At 37.5% G+C, this 20,186-nt stretch carries 23 protein-coding genes; 19 read left to right on the top strand and 4 right to left on the bottom strand.

Annotated features, from left to right (window positions below; all coding sequences use genetic code 11):
- The first annotated feature begins 40 nt into the window (after nucleotides 1–40).
- From H7254_RS03655 to yidD, 12 genes are all read left to right on the top strand, one after another.
- Nucleotides 41–826: an alpha/beta fold hydrolase gene (locus tag H7254_RS03655; RefSeq protein WP_301923536.1), complete on the top strand. Its 786-nt coding sequence runs from the start codon at nucleotides 41–43 to the stop codon at nucleotides 824–826.
- Between the two features lie 57 nt (nucleotides 827–883).
- The gene (locus tag H7254_RS03650) at nucleotides 884–1,546 is read left to right on the top strand and encodes a CBS domain-containing protein (protein ID WP_301931692.1); all 663 of its coding nucleotides are present in this window, start codon (nucleotides 884–886) and stop codon (nucleotides 1,544–1,546) included.
- Nucleotides 1,547–1,810: 264 nt separating this feature from the next.
- Complete coding sequence (locus H7254_RS03645; RefSeq protein ID WP_301931691.1) at nucleotides 1,811–2,689, top strand: NAD kinase; 879 nt, start codon at nucleotides 1,811–1,813, stop codon at nucleotides 2,687–2,689.
- A gap of 96 nt (nucleotides 2,690–2,785) precedes the next feature.
- On the top strand, nucleotides 2,786–3,649 hold the full coding sequence (locus H7254_RS03640; protein ID WP_301922714.1) for a DUF6089 family protein: 864 nt from the start codon (nucleotides 2,786–2,788) through the stop codon (nucleotides 3,647–3,649).
- 92 nt (nucleotides 3,650–3,741) lie between these two features.
- Complete coding sequence (locus H7254_RS03635; RefSeq protein ID WP_301931690.1) at nucleotides 3,742–4,563, top strand: isoprenyl transferase; 822 nt, start codon at nucleotides 3,742–3,744, stop codon at nucleotides 4,561–4,563.
- A gap of 218 nt (nucleotides 4,564–4,781) precedes the next feature.
- Nucleotides 4,782–7,517 carry an outer membrane protein assembly factor gene (locus tag H7254_RS03630; protein WP_301922716.1) on the top strand — a complete coding sequence of 912 codons (2,736 nt, stop codon included), beginning with the start codon at nucleotides 4,782–4,784 and terminating at the stop codon, nucleotides 7,515–7,517.
- A 51-nt stretch (nucleotides 7,518–7,568) separates the two neighbouring features.
- A complete protein-coding gene (locus H7254_RS03625; RefSeq protein ID WP_301931689.1) occupies nucleotides 7,569–8,081 on the top strand; it encodes an OmpH family outer membrane protein in 513 nt (170 codons plus the stop codon).
- Between the two features lie 79 nt (nucleotides 8,082–8,160).
- Entirely contained in the window at nucleotides 8,161–8,715 is a 555-nt protein-coding gene (locus H7254_RS03620; protein WP_301931688.1) for an OmpH family outer membrane protein, read from the top strand.
- 63 nt (nucleotides 8,716–8,778) lie between these two features.
- Nucleotides 8,779–9,600: a glutamate racemase gene (gene murI, locus H7254_RS03615; RefSeq protein ID WP_301931687.1), complete on the top strand. Its 822-nt coding sequence runs from the start codon at nucleotides 8,779–8,781 to the stop codon at nucleotides 9,598–9,600.
- Nucleotides 9,601–9,745: 145 nt separating this feature from the next.
- Entirely contained in the window at nucleotides 9,746–9,913 is a 168-nt protein-coding gene (gene rpmH, locus H7254_RS03610; protein ID WP_301922720.1) for a 50S ribosomal protein L34, read from the top strand.
- An 80-nt stretch (nucleotides 9,914–9,993) separates the two neighbouring features.
- Nucleotides 9,994–10,404: a ribonuclease P protein component gene (gene rnpA, locus H7254_RS03605; protein ID WP_301931686.1), complete on the top strand. Its 411-nt coding sequence runs from the start codon at nucleotides 9,994–9,996 to the stop codon at nucleotides 10,402–10,404.
- Entirely contained in the window at nucleotides 10,379–10,609 is a 231-nt protein-coding gene (gene yidD, locus H7254_RS03600) for a membrane protein insertion efficiency factor YidD (RefSeq protein ID WP_301931685.1), read from the top strand. The genes rnpA and yidD overlap by 26 nt, the downstream gene beginning before the upstream one ends.
- A gap of 87 nt (nucleotides 10,610–10,696) precedes the next feature.
- Here yidD and H7254_RS03595 read toward each other — a convergent pair whose 3' ends face one another.
- Both H7254_RS03595 and H7254_RS03590 read right to left on the bottom strand, forming a co-directional pair.
- Nucleotides 10,697–11,605 carry an alpha/beta fold hydrolase gene (locus H7254_RS03595; protein ID WP_301931684.1) on the bottom strand — a complete coding sequence of 303 codons (909 nt, stop codon included), beginning with the start codon at nucleotides 11,603–11,605 and terminating at the stop codon, nucleotides 10,697–10,699.
- A gap of 188 nt (nucleotides 11,606–11,793) precedes the next feature.
- Complete coding sequence (locus H7254_RS03590) at nucleotides 11,794–12,402, bottom strand: superoxide dismutase (RefSeq protein ID WP_301931683.1); 609 nt, start codon at nucleotides 12,400–12,402, stop codon at nucleotides 11,794–11,796.
- Nucleotides 12,403–12,603: 201 nt separating this feature from the next.
- Here H7254_RS03590 and H7254_RS03585 point away from each other — a divergent pair, with 201 nt between their 5' ends.
- Nucleotides 12,604–12,990: a T9SS type A sorting domain-containing protein gene (locus H7254_RS03585; RefSeq protein WP_301931682.1), complete on the top strand. Its 387-nt coding sequence runs from the start codon at nucleotides 12,604–12,606 to the stop codon at nucleotides 12,988–12,990.
- Nucleotides 12,991–13,028: 38 nt separating this feature from the next.
- On the opposite strand, the gene tadA is transcribed toward H7254_RS03585, so the two are convergent.
- Entirely contained in the window at nucleotides 13,029–13,466 is a 438-nt protein-coding gene (gene tadA, locus H7254_RS03580) for a tRNA adenosine(34) deaminase TadA (RefSeq protein ID WP_301931681.1), read from the bottom strand.
- 37 nt (nucleotides 13,467–13,503) lie between these two features.
- On the opposite strand from tadA, the gene H7254_RS03575 reads away from it, so the two are divergent.
- Genes H7254_RS03575 through H7254_RS03565 form a run of 3 tightly spaced genes read left to right on the top strand, consistent with a single transcriptional unit; the run spans nucleotide 13,504 to nucleotide 16,045 of the window.
- On the top strand, nucleotides 13,504–14,877 hold the full coding sequence (locus H7254_RS03575) for an aldehyde dehydrogenase (protein WP_301931680.1): 1,374 nt from the start codon (nucleotides 13,504–13,506) through the stop codon (nucleotides 14,875–14,877).
- Between the two features lie 27 nt (nucleotides 14,878–14,904).
- The gene (locus H7254_RS03570; protein WP_301931679.1) at nucleotides 14,905–15,486 is read left to right on the top strand and encodes a glutathione peroxidase; all 582 of its coding nucleotides are present in this window, start codon (nucleotides 14,905–14,907) and stop codon (nucleotides 15,484–15,486) included.
- A 40-nt stretch (nucleotides 15,487–15,526) separates the two neighbouring features.
- The gene (locus H7254_RS03565; protein WP_301931678.1) at nucleotides 15,527–16,045 is read left to right on the top strand and encodes a hypothetical protein; all 519 of its coding nucleotides are present in this window, start codon (nucleotides 15,527–15,529) and stop codon (nucleotides 16,043–16,045) included.
- An 81-nt stretch (nucleotides 16,046–16,126) separates the two neighbouring features.
- Here H7254_RS03565 and dusB read toward each other — a convergent pair whose 3' ends face one another.
- Nucleotides 16,127–17,164, bottom strand: a complete 1,038-nt coding sequence (gene dusB / locus H7254_RS03560) for a tRNA dihydrouridine synthase DusB (RefSeq protein ID WP_301931677.1) — start codon at nucleotides 17,162–17,164, stop codon at nucleotides 16,127–16,129.
- 131 nt (nucleotides 17,165–17,295) lie between these two features.
- Between dusB and H7254_RS03555 the strand changes: the two genes are divergently transcribed.
- The 3 genes from H7254_RS03555 (at nucleotide 17,296) to H7254_RS03545 (ending at nucleotide 20,021) form a co-directional block, all read left to right on the top strand.
- Nucleotides 17,296–18,309 (top strand): CPBP family intramembrane glutamic endopeptidase, encoded by a 1,014-nt coding sequence (locus H7254_RS03555; protein WP_301931676.1) that lies wholly within the window; start codon nucleotides 17,296–17,298, stop codon nucleotides 18,307–18,309.
- 5 nt (nucleotides 18,310–18,314) lie between these two features.
- Nucleotides 18,315–19,034 (top strand): phosphatidate cytidylyltransferase, encoded by a 720-nt coding sequence (locus H7254_RS03550; protein WP_301931675.1) that lies wholly within the window; start codon nucleotides 18,315–18,317, stop codon nucleotides 19,032–19,034.
- Between the two features lie 324 nt (nucleotides 19,035–19,358).
- Entirely contained in the window at nucleotides 19,359–20,021 is a 663-nt protein-coding gene (locus H7254_RS03545; protein ID WP_301931674.1) for a phosphatidylserine decarboxylase family protein, read from the top strand.
- Nucleotides 20,022–20,186 lie beyond the last annotated feature (165 nt).

Raw genomic sequence — 20,186 nt, 5'->3', positions numbered from 1 at the left:
TTAGTGGTTGGTATCATTTATATTTTTATCAGTTCCAGCAATGAGTTACGAATTTAAACAAGACGGGAAATTTAAATATATAGAAGTTGGAGAGGGCGAACCATTATTACTGCTTCATGGCCTGTTTGGTGCATTGAGTAATTTTAAAGACCTGATTGAACATTTTAGACAAACGCACAAAGTAATTGTACCCATACTTCCTTTGCTTGATATGGATTTATTACATACCTCCGTAGGCGGTTTAGAAAAATTTGTTCATCGGTTTATTGAACACCGGAATTACACCAACATTCATTTACTGGGTAATTCTTTAGGTGGGCATGTGGCATTAATACATGTTTTAAAACACCCTGAGCGTATTAAATCGTTGATATTAACCGGCAGTTCCGGCTTATTTGAAAATGGCATGGGCGATACCTATCCTAAACGAGGCGACAAAGAATATATCCGTAAAAAGACGGAACTTACCTTTTACGATCCTGCTATGGCAACAGAAGACCTGGTAAATGAAGTATTTGAAATAACCAATAACCGCATTAAGGTAATAAAAATAATAGCCCTGGCAAAAAGCGCTATCCGCAATAACCTGGGCGAAGAATTGAATGATATAAAACAGCCTACCTGCCTCATCTGGGGTAATAACGATAGTATTACACCCCCTTTTGTTGGTAAAGAATTTAACAATCTTATTCCAAACAGTGAGTTGCATATTATTGACAAATGTGGCCATGCACCGATGATGGAAGTGCCACAGGAATTTAACAGCATACTGGATACTTTTTTGGTAAAACAAAAAACACCCGTTGCAACAATTAAACAAATTTAATTGTCTATTCTTAAAATAAGTATTCAACCGTTATTCTAAGGATACAATTATTCTTTTATGCTTACAGCAGAACTGATTAATACAAACATTCCGAGACTGCAATTGCAGGACTCAGTTGGCAAGGCGCTCCGTCTTATCAACGATTATCGTGTTACACATCTCCCTGTGATAAATGATGAAAAATATTTGGGAATGATTAGTGAAGATGATCTGCTGGATGCCTATGATGAAAAAACAGGGGTTGAATCATTGCAGGAACATTTTGTGCATGACTCGGTAAAAGACAATGTTCATTTTTTAACTGCAGTCAATTACATCAGTTTGCATGAAACTTCCATAGTGCCGGTTATTACATCTTCCAATGCCTTTGTTGGTGTAATAACAGTACCGGATCTCTTAAAAACATTGGCTGCTTTTTCAGGTTCAAACGAGTTGGGAGGTATCATCGTAATGGATATGGAACGCTCCCAGTTTGCCGTTTCGCAGATAAGCCGTATTGTAGAAAGTAATGATGCAGTTATATTACATCTCAACACAACAAGGCACCCCGACTCTGAAATACTAACTGTTACGCTTCATTTAAACAAGCAGGAAATTACTGGCATTGTTGCAGCGTTTGAAAGATATGAGTACAATGTTATTTATACTTTTTTTGATGAAAAATTTGAGGATAATATAGATACCAACTACCGGCATTTAATGAACTACCTGGACATTTAACTTTCTTTGCTTATTTCCATTCCTATCTCCTGTAAGAAAATTGCTGCATTTTTTTAAAAATGCCGGTTATTTCATAACCGATTGCTCCAGGGTTAATCTGGTATTTTAACTAAATAATTTTGAGTAAAATATATTAGTCAAATTAGGAAAGTTTGTAAATAATATAGTTATCGTCTGTTCAGCTAAACAGTTTATTTTTACACTGATTGTGTTAATTGCGGGTATAGTAAAAGCTTTTCCGTTTATGGACAAAAAGTATTAAAAATGAAAATTGCAATATATAGCAGGGGTATAGAAAATGATCAGCATAAAGACATTGAAACCTTTATGGAAGAACTGAAAACCTACAATGTTGAACCTGTTTTTTTTCAGGATTTTTTTAACCAGTTTTATTCAGCTGTAAACATGCGGGGCAAATACAGCACATTTAATGCAGCTGAAGATCTCGACGATAGTTTTGATTTTATGATCAGTCTGGGCGGAGATGGTACCCTGCTGGATACGGTAACTTTTATACAGGATAAAGGTATCCCCGTGCTGGGTATCAATTATGGCAGGCTTGGTTTTTTGGCCACTATTGGTAAAGAAGATCTTAGCAGCGCCATAAAAGCCCTGGTTGACAGAACCTATGTACTTGATAAAAGAACCCTTATTCACCTGAATGCAGATCTTCCTTTATTTGGCAATGCGCCATTTGCTTTAAATGAGTTTGTAATACATAAAAAAGACACCTCGTCCATGATAAAAATTCATACTTATTTAAACGGCGAATTTTTAAATACTTATTGGGCAGATGGCTTAATTGTTGCCACGCCAACGGGATCTACCGGTTACTCACTCAGTTGCAACGGTCCGGTTGTTTTCCCGGAAAGCGGCAATTTTGTAATTACACCGGTGGCTCCGCACAACTTAAACATACGGCCAATTGTAGTTCCAGATGATAATATTATTTCTTTTGAAATTGAAAGTAGAAGTGATGGCTTTTTATGCAGCATGGATAGCCGGAGAGAACTGGTGCCAAAAGAAGTTCAGATTGCCGTAAAAAAAGAAGATTTTTCCTTTAACCTGGTGCGACTAAACGAAAATAATTTTTTACAAACCCTGCGCAATAAACTTTCCTGGGGGCTTGATAAGCGCAATTAATTTTCGTTCCTGCCGTTATCTGTTATTACGTAAAGTTCTTTTAATAAGTAAACGGGCTTAACTGATTTTTACAAAACAATTCTTTACTTTGCAATTATGAAAAAAAACATCCTTTCCCTATTCCTGCTTTTTACCCTGCTTTCCGGGGTAAATGCTCAGTCAGATTATGGCACGGTTCAGCAGGGCGAGTTTGGGATTACTGCCGGTGTAGCACACTATTTTGGCGACTTAAATACCCGGGCTCAGCTTAACAGGCTTAAACCTGCGGTGGGTATTTTTTACAGAAAGCAATTTAATAATTATCTTGGTCTGCGGGTTAGTGCGCATTATGCCCAACTTGGTTATAGCGATATTTACAGTAAAAATACTTTTCAAAATACAAGGAACCTTAGCTTTAATACTGACATTATTGAGTTTGCTGTACATGGAGATTTCAATTTTTTTAAATACGTTCCCGGCGATCCTGAATTTTCATTTACACCCTACGTATCTATTGGTTTAGGCATTTTTAGTTACAATCCATATGCATATTTAAATAATAAAAAAATATTTCTTCGTCCATTGGGTACCGAAGGACAAAATATTAAATATATTGGGGCTGATGGCAAAGTAAGAAAACCTTATGGAAGTACGGCTGTTTGTATCCCCATCGGTCTTGGGATAAAATACAGCCTTAACAACAGCATGAACTTTTCTGTTCAAGTTGCGCAACGCCTTACCACTACAGATTACCTGGATGATGTGAGTACAACTTATGTAGGGATAGATAAGTTTCCGCCATTGAATGGACGGCCTTCCATCGCTGGTATTTTGCAGGATAGAAGTATTGAAAAAGTTGCTGTTCCCATTGGTACGGAAGGCATGCAACGTGGGTTGAGCAATCAAAAAGATCAATATATAATCATTGAAGTAGGTCTGTCTTTTAATATTAGCAGTTATGTGTGCCCTAGTGCCAAATAATATTTTTATGGGAAATTTTTACTGCCGGATATAACTCCGGCATTTTTATTTGAGGTAAGTATTAACAGGCTAACATTTGCTTAAAACGCTTATTGCAACTAAATTTTATTACTTTTGCAGCCCAAAGTCAGCCACTTGGGCAGATGATATTTTATATGAGTTTGAAGGATACTATCAATATGCAAAAATTGCCCCGTCACATAGCCATCATAATGGATGGCAACGGAAGGTGGGCAAAAGAAAAGGGGGAAGACCGTCTTTTTGGGCATTTGCATGGGGTGGAAAGTGTAAGAAATATTGTAGAAGGCTGTGCAGAATTAGGTATCGAATATCTTACCCTGTATGCATTTAGTACCGAAAACTGGGACAGGCCTGCCTATGAAGTAACTGGCCTAATGGAGTTACTGGTAGATACTATCCGCAAGGAAGTTCCTACACTAAATAAAAATAATATTAAACTGCATGCCATTGGCGACATAAGCATGTTGCCTGAAAATGCGCAAAAGGAATTAAAAGAAGCATTTGAAGAAACAAGCACTAATACAGGGTTAAACCTTATTATGGCACTAAGTTACAGCAGCCGGTGGGAACTGATGGCTGCGGTTAAACAAATTGCAATTGACGTAAAAGCCGGCTCTCTTCAGCCCGAACAAATTACGCAGGATACGTTACAACAATACTTATCTACCAGTAGTTTCCCCGACCCTGAGTTAATGGTGCGCACAAGCGGTGAATACCGTATCAGTAACTTTTTATTGTATCAGCTTGCTTATGCCGAGTTATATTTTACCAATACCCGCTGGCCCGATTTTAGAAAAGATAACCTGTATGAAGCGATTATAGATTTTCAAAACAGAGAAAGAAGATTTGGTAAAACCGGCGATCAGATCAGGGAAGAAATACCCATCTCATAACTTTATTGTTTGTTCTTAAGGTAAATTGTTTTAAAAAGAAATACCTCTTGAATAATCAATAAAATTAATAACCCATGCAACGGATTAATAGTCATCGCATATTTAAAACATTTTAAAGGGCAATAACAATTTTTTTTAAATATGTTGAAAGTGCGGGATTGTTTAACAAATAGTTTTCATTATTGCAAGTAATTTGCCGATTAGTAAAAAACCAATTAATGCACAGGATTTACCAGAACTTATTATTGATAGTTATTACAGTTTTTGTTGGCAATACAGCGGTTGCTCAGGTAGTTCCTGATACGTCCCACCCAGTTTCTGTTAATCCGCTGCTAATGGACATTTTCAATGCTAAAACTCCTAAAGCATATACCTTGGCGGGTATCACTGTAACAGGTAACAAAGGCTTTGACGGTAACCTTATCATCTCTATCTCTGGTCTGGCAGTGGGCGATAAAGTACAACTTCCCGGATCAGATGCTTTTAGCAAAGCCATCAATAAATTATGGAAACAAAACCTGATAGCAGATGTAGCTATTTATTTTACCAAACTGGAAGGCAAGGATTTGTATGTGGAAATAGCCATTACTGAAAGGCCACGTTTATCCGACTTTAAATTCAATGGTATTAAAAAGGGAGAAAAAGATGATTTAGCTACCAAAAGCGGTCTGGTAAAAGACAGGGTAGTAACGGATAATATGAAGATGAGTGCTACGGATGCTATTCATAAATTTTTTGCAGATAAAGGGTATCGCAATGTAAAAACAGAAGTGAAAGAAAGCAAATCACCTTCTTCTGTAAATGCGGTTATTTTAATTTTTAATATTGATAAAGGAAACAAGGTAAAAGTAAACTCCATTGATTTTTCAGGCAATAATAATGTGGATGATCTGAAACTAAAAAAGCAGATGAAAGGTACACATGAGATGTCAAGGTTGACTTTGTATCCACCAAAAAGTACCAGCCCTTTCGGTGACAGTGTGAGCCAGGAGTCTTTTAAAAATTATTTGCGGGATTACGGATACCTGTCTATTTCAAAAACCAAATCTTATTTAGATCCCTGGTTTAGATTCAAATTGTTTAGTTCAGCTAAATTTAATTCTGTTAAATATGATGAAGACAAGGAGCATGTGGTAGACTACTATAACTCGCAAGGTTTTAGAGACGCCGGTATTGTTGAAGACGTTAAAGTGCCTAATTCGGCAGGTAACCTTGATGTGTATATTAAAGTGAATGAAGGTCATAAATATTATTTTGGAAATATGGTGTGGAGAGGAAATACCAAATATTCTGATTCAGTTTTAAATTTATTATTAGGCATCCGCAAGGGAGATATTTATAATCTTGAATTACTGAATAAACGTTTGGGAAAACAAATGTCTGCCGAAGGCGGAGATATTAGTAGTTTATACATGGATGATGGCTACTTGTTTTTTAAAGTTGATCCGATAGAACTTTCGGTTTATAACGATACCATCAACTATGAAATAAGGATGCAGGAAGGTCCGCAGGCTACCATCGGTAAAGTAGAAATTTCTGGTAATGAAAAAACAAAAGACTACGTGGTACGCCGTGAATTAAGGACCATACCCGGAGAAAAATTCAGCCGGCAGGATATTATACGTACCCAGAGAGAACTAGGCCAGCTTGGATTTTTTAATCCGGAAAAAATTACTCCTAATATTGTTCCCAATAGCGACAATGGTACGGTGGATATTAACTGGGGAGTAGAAGAAAAATCGAATGACCAGTTAGAATTATCCGCAGGTTTTGGTGGTGGTATTGGTTTAACAGGTACATTGGGTATTACTTTCAATAATTTTTCGATAGATAATATTTTTAATAAAAAAACCTGGGATCCTTTACCCTCCGGAAGTGGGCAAAAATTAAGTGCAAGGGTTCAGTCAAATGGCCGTGCATACAGGTCGTATAATTTGTCTTTCACAGAACCATGGCTGGGCGGTAAAAAGCGCAACTCTTTTTCTGTAAGCTTCTACAATACTAAATATGCCAATGCCTACAATGCTTATGGGCAATATTGCAACAGTTGTGGCGATAGTTCTTATTTAAAAACCATTGGTGCAGGCATATCATTAGGCAAACAATTAAAATGGCCGGATGATTATTTTTCCCTGATCACCTCTTTTAATGTTCAGCAATACAAATTAAAAAATTATCCCAATATTTTTAAAGGTATCAGCAATGGTCCTTCTACCAACGTTAGTTTAAAAATTGCGCTTGCACGCAGTGCTACCCAGGGCAATCCTATTTTCCCAACAGGCGGTTCTAACTTTATGATAAGCGGCCAGTTTACCCTCCCATACTCAGCGCTTGGGCTAACCAAAGCAGGAGACAATCCTTACCGGTGGCCGGAGTTTCATAAATGGCGTTTTAACGGAGATTATTACGTACCCATCGGCATAGCACATGGTGCAGATAAAAACAAACAATTTATTTTAAAAGCATCTGCCAAATACGGTTTTATCGGCAGGTACAATTCTAACCTGCAGATTTCGCCATTCGAGCGTTTTCAATTGGGTGATGCTGGTTTAAGTAATAATTTTGCAATACTTGGTTACGATATTATTGCACACAGGGGTTATCCTGTTTATTCCAATTCCAATCCCAAAATAAATCCGGAAAATGTTACACCTACTGAGTTCTTTACCATTTTTAATAAATATACGCTTGAGTTGAGGTATCCTTTCAGCACCAACCCAAGCAGTACTATTTACGGTCTTGCCTTTTATGAAGCAGCCAATGGTTGGTACGATTTTAAAGATTACAATCCATTTAAATTACGCCGCTCGGTGGGTGTGGGTATGCGTTTCTTTTTACCAATGTTTGGTTTGCTTGGTTTTGATTATGGTTTGGGAATTGACCGGATTCAACCTGGACAGCCGATAAAAAATGCATTTAAATTTACCTTTATGCTGGGTCAGGAACCTGAATAAAAATTGTTAGCTGAATAAATTTTATCCTTTAATTTGTATAAAAAAATGAAGATGAAAAAATTATTACCACTTGTATGCGGCTTACTACTTATATCCTTTGTAGCAACAGCACAACGCTATGCAGTAATTGATTCCAAATATATCCTGGAAAAATTACCGGAGTATAAAGAATCCCAAACTAAATTAGACCAGTTTAGTGCACAATGGCAACAGGAAATTGAAAAGAAACAGGTTGATCTGGATAAGATGTATAAAGATTACGATGCAGAACAGGTTATGTTAAGCGATGAGCTGAAAAAGAAAAGAGAAGATGAATTATTTAATAAGGAAAAAGAGGTAAGAGATCTGCAAAAAAAACGTTTTGGCTTTGAAGGAGACCTTTTTAAAAAAAGGCAGGAACTAATAAAGCCCATACAGGATAAGGTTTACGTGGCTATTCAAAAACTGGCTGTTGATAAATCTTATGATTTTATTTTAGATAAAAGTGAAGGAATTACTGTTATATTTGCCGACCCAAAACTTGACAAAAGCGATGATGTTTTAAAATTTTTGGGTGTTAAATAAGTCATAATAAAATTTCGGCATGCAGCCAAAACCACAAAAAAACACACTTTAAACAAAACAATTAAACATTTAACCAACGATGAAAAAATTATTCGCAGTAGTTGTATTTGGTGTATCAATTTTAGGATTGACAGATACGGCTTTTTCTCAAAACAAAATCGGCTATGTTAATACCGAAGAATTGATTGGATCAATGCCCGAAGCTGCAACAGCAACTACACAGTTACAGGATTATCAAACAGCTTTGCAACAACAGGGCAACGATTATTATGCTGAATTGCAGGAAAAGGACAGCGCATTTGTAAAAGACTCGGCTAAATTATCTCCTGCAGCTAAAGAATTAAGAAGAACAGGGTTAATTGAATTATCACAGAAAGTGCAGGGATGGCAACAGGTAATGCAACAAAAATTGCAGGAAAAACAACAGGAATTATTGATACCAATACGCAACAAGGCATTGGAAACAATTAAAATAGTAGGAAAAGAAAATGCCTTCACGTACGTATTAGATCAAAATTCTGTAATTGTTGGTCCTCCGGGCGATGATATTTTACCATTGGTAAAAAAGAAATTAAATATTAAAGAAAAAGAAGCAGCTTCGAAAGGACCCGGTGTAGCCAGGCCTAAGCCATAATTTAAAAAATAAATTATACAAAAGCCATCCCGCAAAGCGAGATGGCTTTTGTATTTTTGATACATGACAACAGGACCCATTGGTGTATTTGACAGCGGTTATGGAGGCTTAACAGTATTGAAAGAAATAAAAACCGCACTTCCCGGTTACGATTATATTTACCTGGGCGATAATGCAAGGGCACCTTACGGCTCCCGAAGTTTTGATGCCATTTATCACTACACGTTGCAATGTGTTGAATGGTTTTTTAAGCAGGGTTGCCCGCTGGTAATATTAGCCTGTAACACCGCTTCAGCAAAAGCCTTGCGAAGTATTCAGCAATTAAACCTGCCAAAAATTGACCCTTCAAAAAGAGTGTTGGGTGTAATCAGACCCACATCAGAAATCATCGGTAATTACACACACACCAATAAAATAGGCGTGTTGGGAACTGCGGGTACAGTTCAATCATTATCTTACCTGATAGAAATAGAAAAGTTTTTTCCTGAAATAAAAGTGTATCAGCAGGCTTGTCCAATGTGGGTACCACTGGTAGAAAACAACGAATACAATTCAGGTGGAGCTGATTATTTTATTAAAAAATACCTGGATCACTTACTTTCTCAATCAAATGAAATTGATACGATATTACTGGCGTGTACCCATTATCCCTTACTCATTGATAAAATAAAAGCATATCTGCCTTCGGGTATCTCCATAGTATCTCAGGGCGAAATTGTTGCTAAAAGTTTAGTAAACTATCTTGACCGGCATCCTGAAATTGAAAAAAATTGTACCAGGAACGGCCATTCTGTTTTTTTTACCACGGATGCTGCTGAAGATTTTGTTCAGAAGGCAACTATTTTTTATGGAAGCCCCATCCATGCTGAACATTTAGCATTATAATGATAAAAATTTTAAATCAAACCGATCAAATCACAATTTTCCCTTACCTTCGCCGTCCTTTCACAAGCAGCAGGGATGGTGCCCTGATGAATGTAGATTAAAATGTTTTAGTAACTAATTTTTGTAAAGGAAAAAACTCAATACAATGCCAGGTAAAAAAAGAACATACCAACCACATGTACGCAGAAGAAAACATGTTCACGGATTTCGTCAGCGCATGCAAACAGCCAATGGCCGAAAGGTATTGGCAAGCCGCCGCAAAAAAGGTCGTACAAAACTGACCGTTTCTGATGAACGCTTCGGAAAAAAATAAACCACTCCGTTCCTGAAGAGGGATCTGAAATATTAAAATATAAGCTTTCCATTGGAAGGCTTTTTTTATTTTTGTTGCAATTGCAAAATAAAATACGATACACACTTGGTAAACAAGAGCGCCTGAAAAGCCGCAAACTAATTGACCAGTTATTTAAAGAAGGGAAATTTTTTTCTGTTTTCCCTATAAGAGTGGTTTGGAAATACCAGCAAAATACAAGCGGTATTTTACAGGGGGGATTTACCGTAAGCACAAAACATTTTAAAAAAGCTGTACATCGTAACCGCATTAAACGGCTAATGAAAGAAGCTTACCGCCTGCAAAAAAATGATCTGCAAAATGATGTTGACGCAGTAAATAAACAATTGGTTATTTTTTTGATGTATTTTGGTAAAGACATACCCGGCTATCCACTGATTACAGAAAAGATAAACAGTATTTTAAAGCGGCTTCAAAAAATTGTGCATGAAGAAAATACAGCAAATAATTAGCGCCCCTTTTATACTGCTGATACGGTTGTACCAGTTAATAATATCCCCATGGTTTGGAAGCAGGTGCAGGTTTACACCTACCTGCTCGCAATACGGCATAGAAGCCCTTAAAAAATATGGTCCATTTAAAGGGTTGTGGCTTACCGCCAAAAGAATTGTACGTTGCAACCCATGGGGTGGCAATGGGCATGACCCTATACCTTAAAAAAGCCATTTTGTAAAAACAGGTATTGTTTTATACAAAATGGCAACAAAATAACGCTGTGTTTTAGTTACAGACCGTTATTGCGTATTAAGCATTTACATAATTTTCATTACTTTTTCCCGCATTTTCCTTTCCATTAAATTTACCATCGGTGGGGCCGGAAGAATTTAAAATGAAATCATGAAGATCTTTGTTTAGTCTTTCTTTGGCTGTGTAAAATAATCCATGAGGTTCTCCTTCATACACAATAAAAGAAGCTCCATTTATTAGCCTTGCACTCTCTTCGCCTGCAACTTTAATAGGTACCGTTTTATCACTATCACCGTGAATAATCAAGGTGGGTACATTAATTTTTACAATATCCTTTCTGAAATCAGTAGCAGAAAATGATTGAGCACATTGAAGCGTTGCAACAGGTGAAGCTTCCATTGTTTTGGTTAAACTGTTGGCCAAAAAAGCATCACTAACAGCATGGTTACTCAATGATACCCCGAAAAAATCTTTATTAAAATTTTTCATAAATGCAGGTCTGTCTTCCATCATACCCTTGGCCATTTTATCAAATTCTTCCTGAGGCACACCATTAGGATTATCAGCGGTTTTAAGCATGAAAGGCACAACGGCACTTATTAACACAACTTTTGAAACCCTTGCACCTCCATACAATGAAAAATATTTTGCAATCTCACCACCGCCCATAGAAAATCCAACAAGAGCCACATCCGTTAAATCCAGTTTATCCAATAATGATTTTAAGTCGCCGGCAAGTGTATTGTAATCATATCCGTCAAAAGGCCAGTCCGATTTGCCAAAGCCTCTTCTGTCGTACGTAATACATCGCATGCCTTGCTGCGTTAATTGTGTTACCTGGTATTCCCACATGGCACCACTTAATGGCCAGCCGTGAATAAATACTACTGGTTTTCCTTTTCCACAGTCTTCATAATAAATACTAACGGGGTCCATATTATTTTGAACCGATTTTACAAATGGCATAATAATAAAATTTAGATTAGATAATAATATTTTTCAACAAACACCAACAATGCTGCCAGTAAAAACGCAATTAAGATTTATCATAAAGAGAGAATATCGTAGAAGTATTTTCTCTTTAAGTGAAACAATTACCCACATAAAAAAAGCTGCAATAATTATATTGCAGCCGATAAAAAATATGAAAGGAATTACTTTGAGGAAGCATCAAAATGCTCCGCTGCTTTATTCCAGTTAACTACGTTATAAAACGCCGTTAAATAATCAGCACGTTTGTTTTGGTATTTTAAATAGTAGGCGTGTTCCCAAACATCAACACCTAATACCGGCTTTCCTTTTACTTCTGCTACGTCCATTAAAGGATTATCCTGGTTTGGGGTAGAAGATATTTCCAATTTACCATCTTTAACAATCAACCAAGCCCAGCCACTTCCAAAACGGCCAAGGCCTGCCGCGGCAAATTTTTCTTTGAATGCATCAAAAGAACCAAATGCTGCGGTGATGGCATCAGCCAATTCACCAGAAGGAGTTCCGCCCGCACTAGGAGCCATACTTTCCCAAAAGAAACTGTGGTTCCAATGGCCACCTCCATTGTTGCGTATGGCCGATGACAGCGTGCCGGCAACTGCTACCAGTTCTTCAATAGTTTTTCCTTCATTCGGTGTGCCTGCAACCGCTTTGTTAAGATTATCAACATAAGCCTGGTGATGTTTACCATGATGTATTTGCATGGTTAATGTGTCAATATGTGGCTCCAATGCATCGAATGCATATGGTAATGCCGGTAGTGTAAATGCCATAGTGTGTTTATTTTATTGATTGATTTAAAATGTGAATATTTATAAAGCGTGCAGTATAACCTGTTATTATTTACAAATTTAAAGTGCTTGTTCGGAAATTACAAATACAATGCCGTTTCATTTTTTAAGAAAACTTTAGGAAATATTGACATCTTATACGTTACGATAAGCGGTAGTTTTACGGGCCATAAATTAAATTCTATGTTTAAGTCTTGTTTACTTGCTGGCTGCTGCCTTTTAACCATCAGCACTTTTGCGCAGCCTCTTTCATCCACTGACAGTTCTCAAAAAATAATCATTCAAAATAATATTGCCGAAAAAAAAGCCGTAGAAGAGTCGCAGGCGTCTCTAAAAATTTATCCTAATCCTGCAAAAAATAAAATATCCCTTCAGGTAGCAGGTTTTACACCTGGAATTGCACAGGTAAAAATTACAGACACTAAAGGAAAATTATGGAGGCAGGATAACCGTTTGCTAACAAATGGCCAGGAAGAAATTGCGATGTTTTTATTATTAGCTCCCGGTATTTATTTTATTTCAATTACCAAAAAAACTACAGTAGTAAAAAAAAAACTGGTTATTCTTTAAGCGGTCATGTGTTGTAAATGGTATTGTATGCGTTAACGCTACCGCCTTGCTTTAAAAAAATCTTTTATCAATTGTGCGCATTCCTTTTGTAAAATGCCCCCGGTAATAACTGTTTTAGGATGAAATGGTGAAATATGTTGCGCCACTCTCTTGTACCCATTTTTTTCATCTTCAGCGCCATACACCACCCGCCCAATTTTGCTCCAGTATAAGGCGCCGCTGCACATCAGACAGGGCTGAATAGTAACATACAAAGTAGCTTCAGGCAAATATTTACTTCCCAAAAAATTGAATGCGGCCGTTAGTGCGATGATCTCTGCATGGGCTGTGGGGTCGGTTAATTTTTCTACTTGGTTATATCCCCTCGCAATGATGCGTTCATTCATAACAATGAGGGCTCCTACGGGTACTTCCCCTTCATCAAAAGCCCTTTGCGCTTCCTTTAAAGCCTGTTGCATATACAGTTCATCCGTCATACCAATGGTTTAATTACCTTGCTGCAAAATTATAATTATGGCAGTTATAAATGATCTTTTAAAAATGCGTACATATTTTGAAACGGGCGTAACAAAATCGCATGCATTCAGAAAGGAGCAACTGACCCGTTTAAAACAAGCAGTAATAAAATATCAATTTGCTATACAGGAAGCGCTGTATAAAGACCTTAAAAAAAGCCCCGAAGAAGCCTGGGTTACTGAAACAGGTTTTTTATTATCAGAAATTTCTTACACGCTGAATCATTTAAAACGGTGGATGAAGCCTGAATCTGTATCTACCAATTTACTCAACATTCCTTCCAGAAGCTATATTGTGAAAGAACCTTTGGGAACAGTACTCATTATTGGCCCATGGAACTATCCCCTGCAACTGCTGTTTACGCCCCTTGCAGGCGCCATTGCAGCAGGCAATTGTGTTGTGTTAAAAGCCTCTGAATTTGCCCCGGCAACAGCTTCAATTATGAAGAAAATTATAGCTGAGACTTTTGAGGAGCAATATGTTTTATTTACGGAAGGCGATGGAGCCACCCTCATTCCGGAGATGATGAACGACTTTGTATTTGACCACGTTTTTTATACGGGTAGTACTGCGGTTGGTAAAATTATTTATCAGATGGCCGCCAAAAACTTAGTGCCGGTAACGCTGGAACTGGGTGGTAAAAGCCCCTGTGTTGTAGAAGCCGATGCTAATATAACGGTGGCTGCTAAACGCATTGCCATGGCTAAATTTTCCAATGCGGGGCAAATGTGCGTTACCCCGGATTATGTACTGGTGCATGCATCTCAAAAAGAGGCGTTGGTTGATGCAATAAAAAAAGCTTTACTGCAATTTATGGGTAACGATGCCAGGCAGAGTTATGATTACGGCCGCATCATCAACGAAAAACAGTTTGACCGAATAGTTGCATACTTCCCCCAGGGAAACATTTTAGCCGGTGGAAAAACGGATAAAGCAACCTTATACATTGAACCGGTTTTAATGGACAATATATCCATGGATTCACCTATAATGAAAGAGGAAATATTTGGTCCGGTATTACCAGTTCTTACATTTACAACAACGCAGGAAGCGGTAGCTATTATTGCCAGAAACCCCAACCCGCTTGCATTTTATGTGTTCACAGGCAGTAAGCAAAAGGAAAAAGAATGGATCAATGCCGTTGCATTCGGGGGTGGTTGTATAAACAACGCGGCTTTACATTTAACCAACCATCAACTGCCTTTTGGTGGCCGGGGATTTAGTGGTACGGGCAGCTATCATGGTAAATTTTCCTTTGATACTTTCAGCCATAAAAAAGGCATTTTAAAAACCCCCACCTGGTTTGACCCAAACATGAAATACCCGAGTTATAAAGGCAAACTGAAAATATTTAAATGGCTGATGAAATAAAAATCTTTTAAAAAGAAGTTAAGATCTATGACCATAAAACAAAAATTATTAAAGAGCATTTACCCATTTTTAATGAAATTGAGTGGGCTTAAAAGCGACCGGATAAAAACAAATATACAACACAAAATGCCCCTGGTTTCTATCTATACTTTAAAAGCAATGAAGATAAATAACCAATTGCTTTTGCTAAAAGATTTAAAAGGAAAAAAAATATTATTGGTGAATACAGCATCTGATTGTGGCTACACCGGGCAGTACGAAGACCTTGAAAAATTATACCGTCAATACGAAGGTAAACTGGTTGTACTGGGTTTTCCGGCCAATGATTTTAAGCAACAGGAAAAAGGTACTAATGAGGATATTGCATCATTTTGCAAAATAAATTATGGAGTAACCTTTCTTTTAATGAAAAAAAGCCAGGTTAAAAAAGGGACAGGACAAAACCAGGTGTTTAACTGGCTAAGCGATGCACATAAAAATGGCTGGAATAACAAGGCACCTGTTTGGAATTTTTCAAAATATTTACTGGATGAACAAGGAGTGCTGACACATTATTTTGACCCATCTGTATCCCCGCTTAGCAATGAAGTTTTGGCTGCCATTGGTTAAATGATCTTTATTTTTTATCTTACCTCAATAAAGAAAAAGCGTGTTTACAAAAGCCGATATTGAAAAGTATTTTAACGCCGAAAAAAACGAAAGCCTGCTGTTAATCGTTTTTGGTATAGCCGCTATTACACTGGCTTTACTATTTTTCTTTTATCTTAAAACAAACTGGTACAAAGGCTTTGCTATTCCTTTTTTATTAATGGGGTTGATACATTTGGTGGTTGGGTGCAACGTTAATAAAAAATGCGATGCAGATCGAAAACGGAATGTGTATGCTTACGATATGAATCCCGGAGAATTAAAAGCCAAAGAAATTCCGCGGATGGAAAAAGTAAATTCAAGCTATATTGTTTACCGGTACATAGAAATTGTTTTACTGCTTGCCGGCCTTGGATTGTTTTTTTATTTTCGTAACAATGCTGATAAAGCTTTTTGGGCAGGCCTTGGTATGGCGCTTGTTATTGAGGCGGCCATTACTTTAGGAGCCAATTTTACTGCTGAAAAAAAAGCACATCAGTATACAAGCGGCATTCAGTCTTACCTTGATCAACTTAAATAATACCGTATAATAAAAAATAAAATAATATAAATGCTGTAAGCGCCGGGCACGAAACAAACAAAAAATGAAACCGGGAGTTAGTTATACCGGACATTTTTCATGATAATTGATTAATTCAATCGGTGTTTTTTCAAACTGGTAGCCTGCATATTTAATTACAATTTCATCCAGCACTGCATCAATTTCTTCAACAGTTTTTAAAGTTACCAACTGGTACCTGTATTCCTTAATACCGGGAAGACCCTTTAAATAATTGGCATAGTGACGGCGCATTTCAAAAATTCCCACAACAGGCCCCTTCCATTCAAACGATTTGTGTAAATGTTTTTTGCATACTTCCACCCTGTCTTCAATGGTGGGTGAGGGTAGGTGTTCTCCCGTTTTAAGGAAGTGTTTTATTTCTTCAAATATCCAGGGGTAGCCAATGGCGGCACGACCAATCATGATACCATCTATGCCATATTTATCTTTATACTCCAAAGCTTTTTGGGGGCTGTCAATATCACCATTGCCAAAAATAGGAATGGTAATGCGGGGATTATTTTTCACCTTGCCTATCAGTTCCCAATCTGCATGACCTTTGTACATTTGCGAACGGGTACGGCCGTGTATGGCAAGCGCTTTAATGCCTACATCTTGCAGGCGTTCGGCAACTTCTTCAATGTTCCTGTGTTCGTCATCCCAGCCCAACCTTGTTTTAACAGTAACCGGCAGCGAGGTTGATTTTACAACGGCGGCGGTTAAACGTACCATCAGGTCGATGTCTTTTAAAACTCCGGCACCTGCACCTTTCATCGCCACTTTTTTTACCGGGCAGCCAAAATTAATGTCCAGCAAATCCGGGTTGGTTACCTCCACAATTTTTGCAGCCAGTGCAAGGCTTTCTTCATCGCCACCAAAAATTTGTATACCGACCGGTTTTTCGTAATCAAAGATGTCTAATTTCTGACGGCTTTTAATTGCATCCCTGATCAAACCCTCCGATGATATAAATTCTGTGTACATCAGATCGGCTCCTTTGTCTTTACAAACGGCTCTAAAGGGCGGATCGCTTACATCCTCCATGGGAGCCAGTAATAAAGGGAATTCAGGAAGTTGTATGTTACCAATGGAAGGCATAAGAATTTTTTATAGTTGACAGTTGATTGTTTGAAGTTATAAACCGGATCAATATCCCGGTTTCAGTAAACAACAAACTGTAAACTGTAAACTTTTTAGTGTGTAAATTTACGCACTTATAAGCAATCACTATGGCGCATTTTGCAACCAAACGTTATAATTACTGGGCACAATTGGGTATTTTAACCGCCTTTTGTGGTGCCGGTCTTATTTTTGGAGGATTATTAAGTTTGCTTCCCCTGTTAGGAAAATTAAACCTGAAAGATTTTACAGGTGCATCTTCTGCCACTTTGATGGATAAAATAATGGTGCCTGCAAATGCTACGGCTTTAAGATGGACGCAGTTTATAAGTACTTTATTCCTGTTTTTTTTACCTCCGTTTTTTTATGCTTTGTTGTGCCATCGAAAGCCTTTGCTGCACCTGGGTTTTACGCATAAGGTACACGCCAAACAAGCCATTTTGGTGGTATTAATAATGCTTGCCTGCCTGCCCATTGTAGGTTCATTGCAGGAACTTACAGAAATGCTGCCCTGGTCAAAAGCAACACTGCAGCAATTTAAAGAAGCAGAGGAAGCCTACAACAAACAGGTAGCAGTTATAGCCCGGATGGATAATTTTATTGATTACCTTATTTCGGTAGTTATGATTGCTTTTTTACCGGCAGTTTTTGAAGAAACCATGTTTAGAGGTGGCCTGCAAAATCTGTTATCCCGGTGGTTTAAAATGCCCATATTGGCGATCATTATTACTTCTATTATTTTTAGTGCGGTGCATGGGTCATATCTGGGGTTTTTAAGCCGCTTTGCGCTGGGCTTTGTTTTAGGTTGGGTGTATTACCGCACAGGCAATATCTGGTTAAATATCATTGGTCATTTTTTTAATAACGCTTTTGCCATTACCGTTTTATACTTTTCAACCAAACCCGGGCAAAAATTAGATCCATCCAAAATTGATGATCATTTTCCGTTGTGGATAGGATTGGCAGGCATTGCAGCCGTATATGGACTATTTAAATATTTTGAAAAAATAAGTAAAAATGAAATTGACCGGCCGGGAGAAGAAGTATTGATACCTGGTTACATTGATACCAATAATCCTTTTTTAAGCGATGTAGAAAATATGGGCAATACAAATCAATCTTAATTTTAATGGCGATAAATGTTGAAGTATTAAAAACCCGTGCATTAACGGCAATTGTTTTTGTAGCGGTAATGCTGGTTGGTTTATTGTGGAACCAGTGGAGCTTTATTATGCTGTTTACCATTATTCATTTTGGATGCTGGTATGAGTTTGTAAAACTGATGAAAAAAATTTATGGAGAGAAATATTTGATGTATTGTTTGTTTGGACTCGTGTACATCACTATGCCTGTTTTGATGCTTATTAATTTAGGATTTGAGGGAGATATATCTACGCATGACAGGATGGATGAAATAACAAACACTATCCGGTATTCTCCACTCATTCCAAGTGTTATTATTTTTTCTATCTGGATCAATGATACCATGGCTTATATAGTAGGTTCGCTCATTGGTAAAACCCCTTTTTCAAAAATTTCACCTAAAAAAACATGGGAAGGAACTGGCGGTGGAGCGATATTGTGTGTGATAGTTATTGGACTTTTTTTTCCACTGCTTGCGGATAAATATTTTTATCCTTTTGCCCAAAAACAAATCTACTTCGCCATTGCCGCAATCTGCGCCATCTTCGGCAGTGCCGGCGATTTACTGGAAAGCAAAATAAAGCGCATGGCCGATGTAAAAGACAGTGGGACTTTAATGCCTGGCCATGGAGGCTTTTTAGACAGGTTCGATTCCTTGCTGGTGGCCGTTCCGTTTGTTTGGTTGTATGTAAAATTTTTTATTTGATCAATGAATTATTTTTTCACAAAGAAGTAAAGAATACCAGGAAGCTGTCTAAAAATAGAATTTTTATTTGTCATCTTGAGGTTGGTGGAGAACAACAACCCCGGCTAACCGCTGTAGCCTTTGTCACCGCCAGACACTTTTTAAGTTATGAGGTATTCTAAAAATCGTTTTAAGACAGCTTCTAAGAAAACAAAGAAAAAAGATCATTGATGAAATATTTTTTTGTGTACTTTGTTTTAGTTGCAGGCTTTGTGTGAAACATTTGTACCGCAAACTAAAAATTTTATATTTCTGCAACGTACATTTGCCATTCAAATCTAACGCATGACGATTCACAGGGAAGGATACAAATCAATTGCCATCGGTGCCTTAATTTTCGGCGCAATTAATTTCATTTACTTTTATTTTTTCAGTGCCAGCAATGCCTGGCTGGGATATATTCTTTTTTTTGCCACTTTATTTTTATTGCTGTTCCTGATCTCTTTTTTTCGTATTCCCAAACGTGCATTAACCATCAGCGAAAATGCTATTATTGCACCGGCAGATGGAAAAGTGGTGGTAATAGAAGAAACGATTGATCCGGAATATTTTAAAGATAAACGTTTGCAGATATCCATTTTTATGAGCCCGGCAAATGTACATGTAAACCTTAATCCCATTAGTGGTACGGTAGTGTATAACCAGTACCACAAAGGAAAATACCTGGTAGCCTGGCATCCTAAATCATCTACAGATAATGAACGCCATTCAGTAGTTTTACGAAAAGGGAATACGGAGATTTTGGTAAAACAAATTGCAGGAGCTTTGGCAAAACGCATTGTAAATTACCTGCAGGTTGGTCAGAAGGTAAGCCAAACACAGGAGTTTGGTTTTATTAAATTTGGCAGCCGGGTAGATTTGTTGTTACCTGTTGGCACAAAGGTTAATGTAGAACTTAACCAGGCAGTACAAGGTGGCGTAACCGTTATTGCAACTTTGCAACCTTGATAAAATTTAATAGTTCTGGCTTGGCTGAAATAATAATAATGTTCAGCATTTATAGCTGCGCAATCAGCGTATCTAGTTTCTTTATAAAATGCTGGTGTATAGTTGCAAAATTTACTAAAATATTCCTTCCAGTTCTTTCAGGTGATGAATGATGTAAGTTGCTTT

The sequence above is a fragment of the Ferruginibacter sp. genome (genome assembly GCF_014377975.1).
GTDB lineage: Bacteria > Bacteroidota > Bacteroidia > Chitinophagales > Chitinophagaceae > Ferruginibacter.
This window is presented reverse-complemented; position numbering and strand designations above follow the sequence as displayed.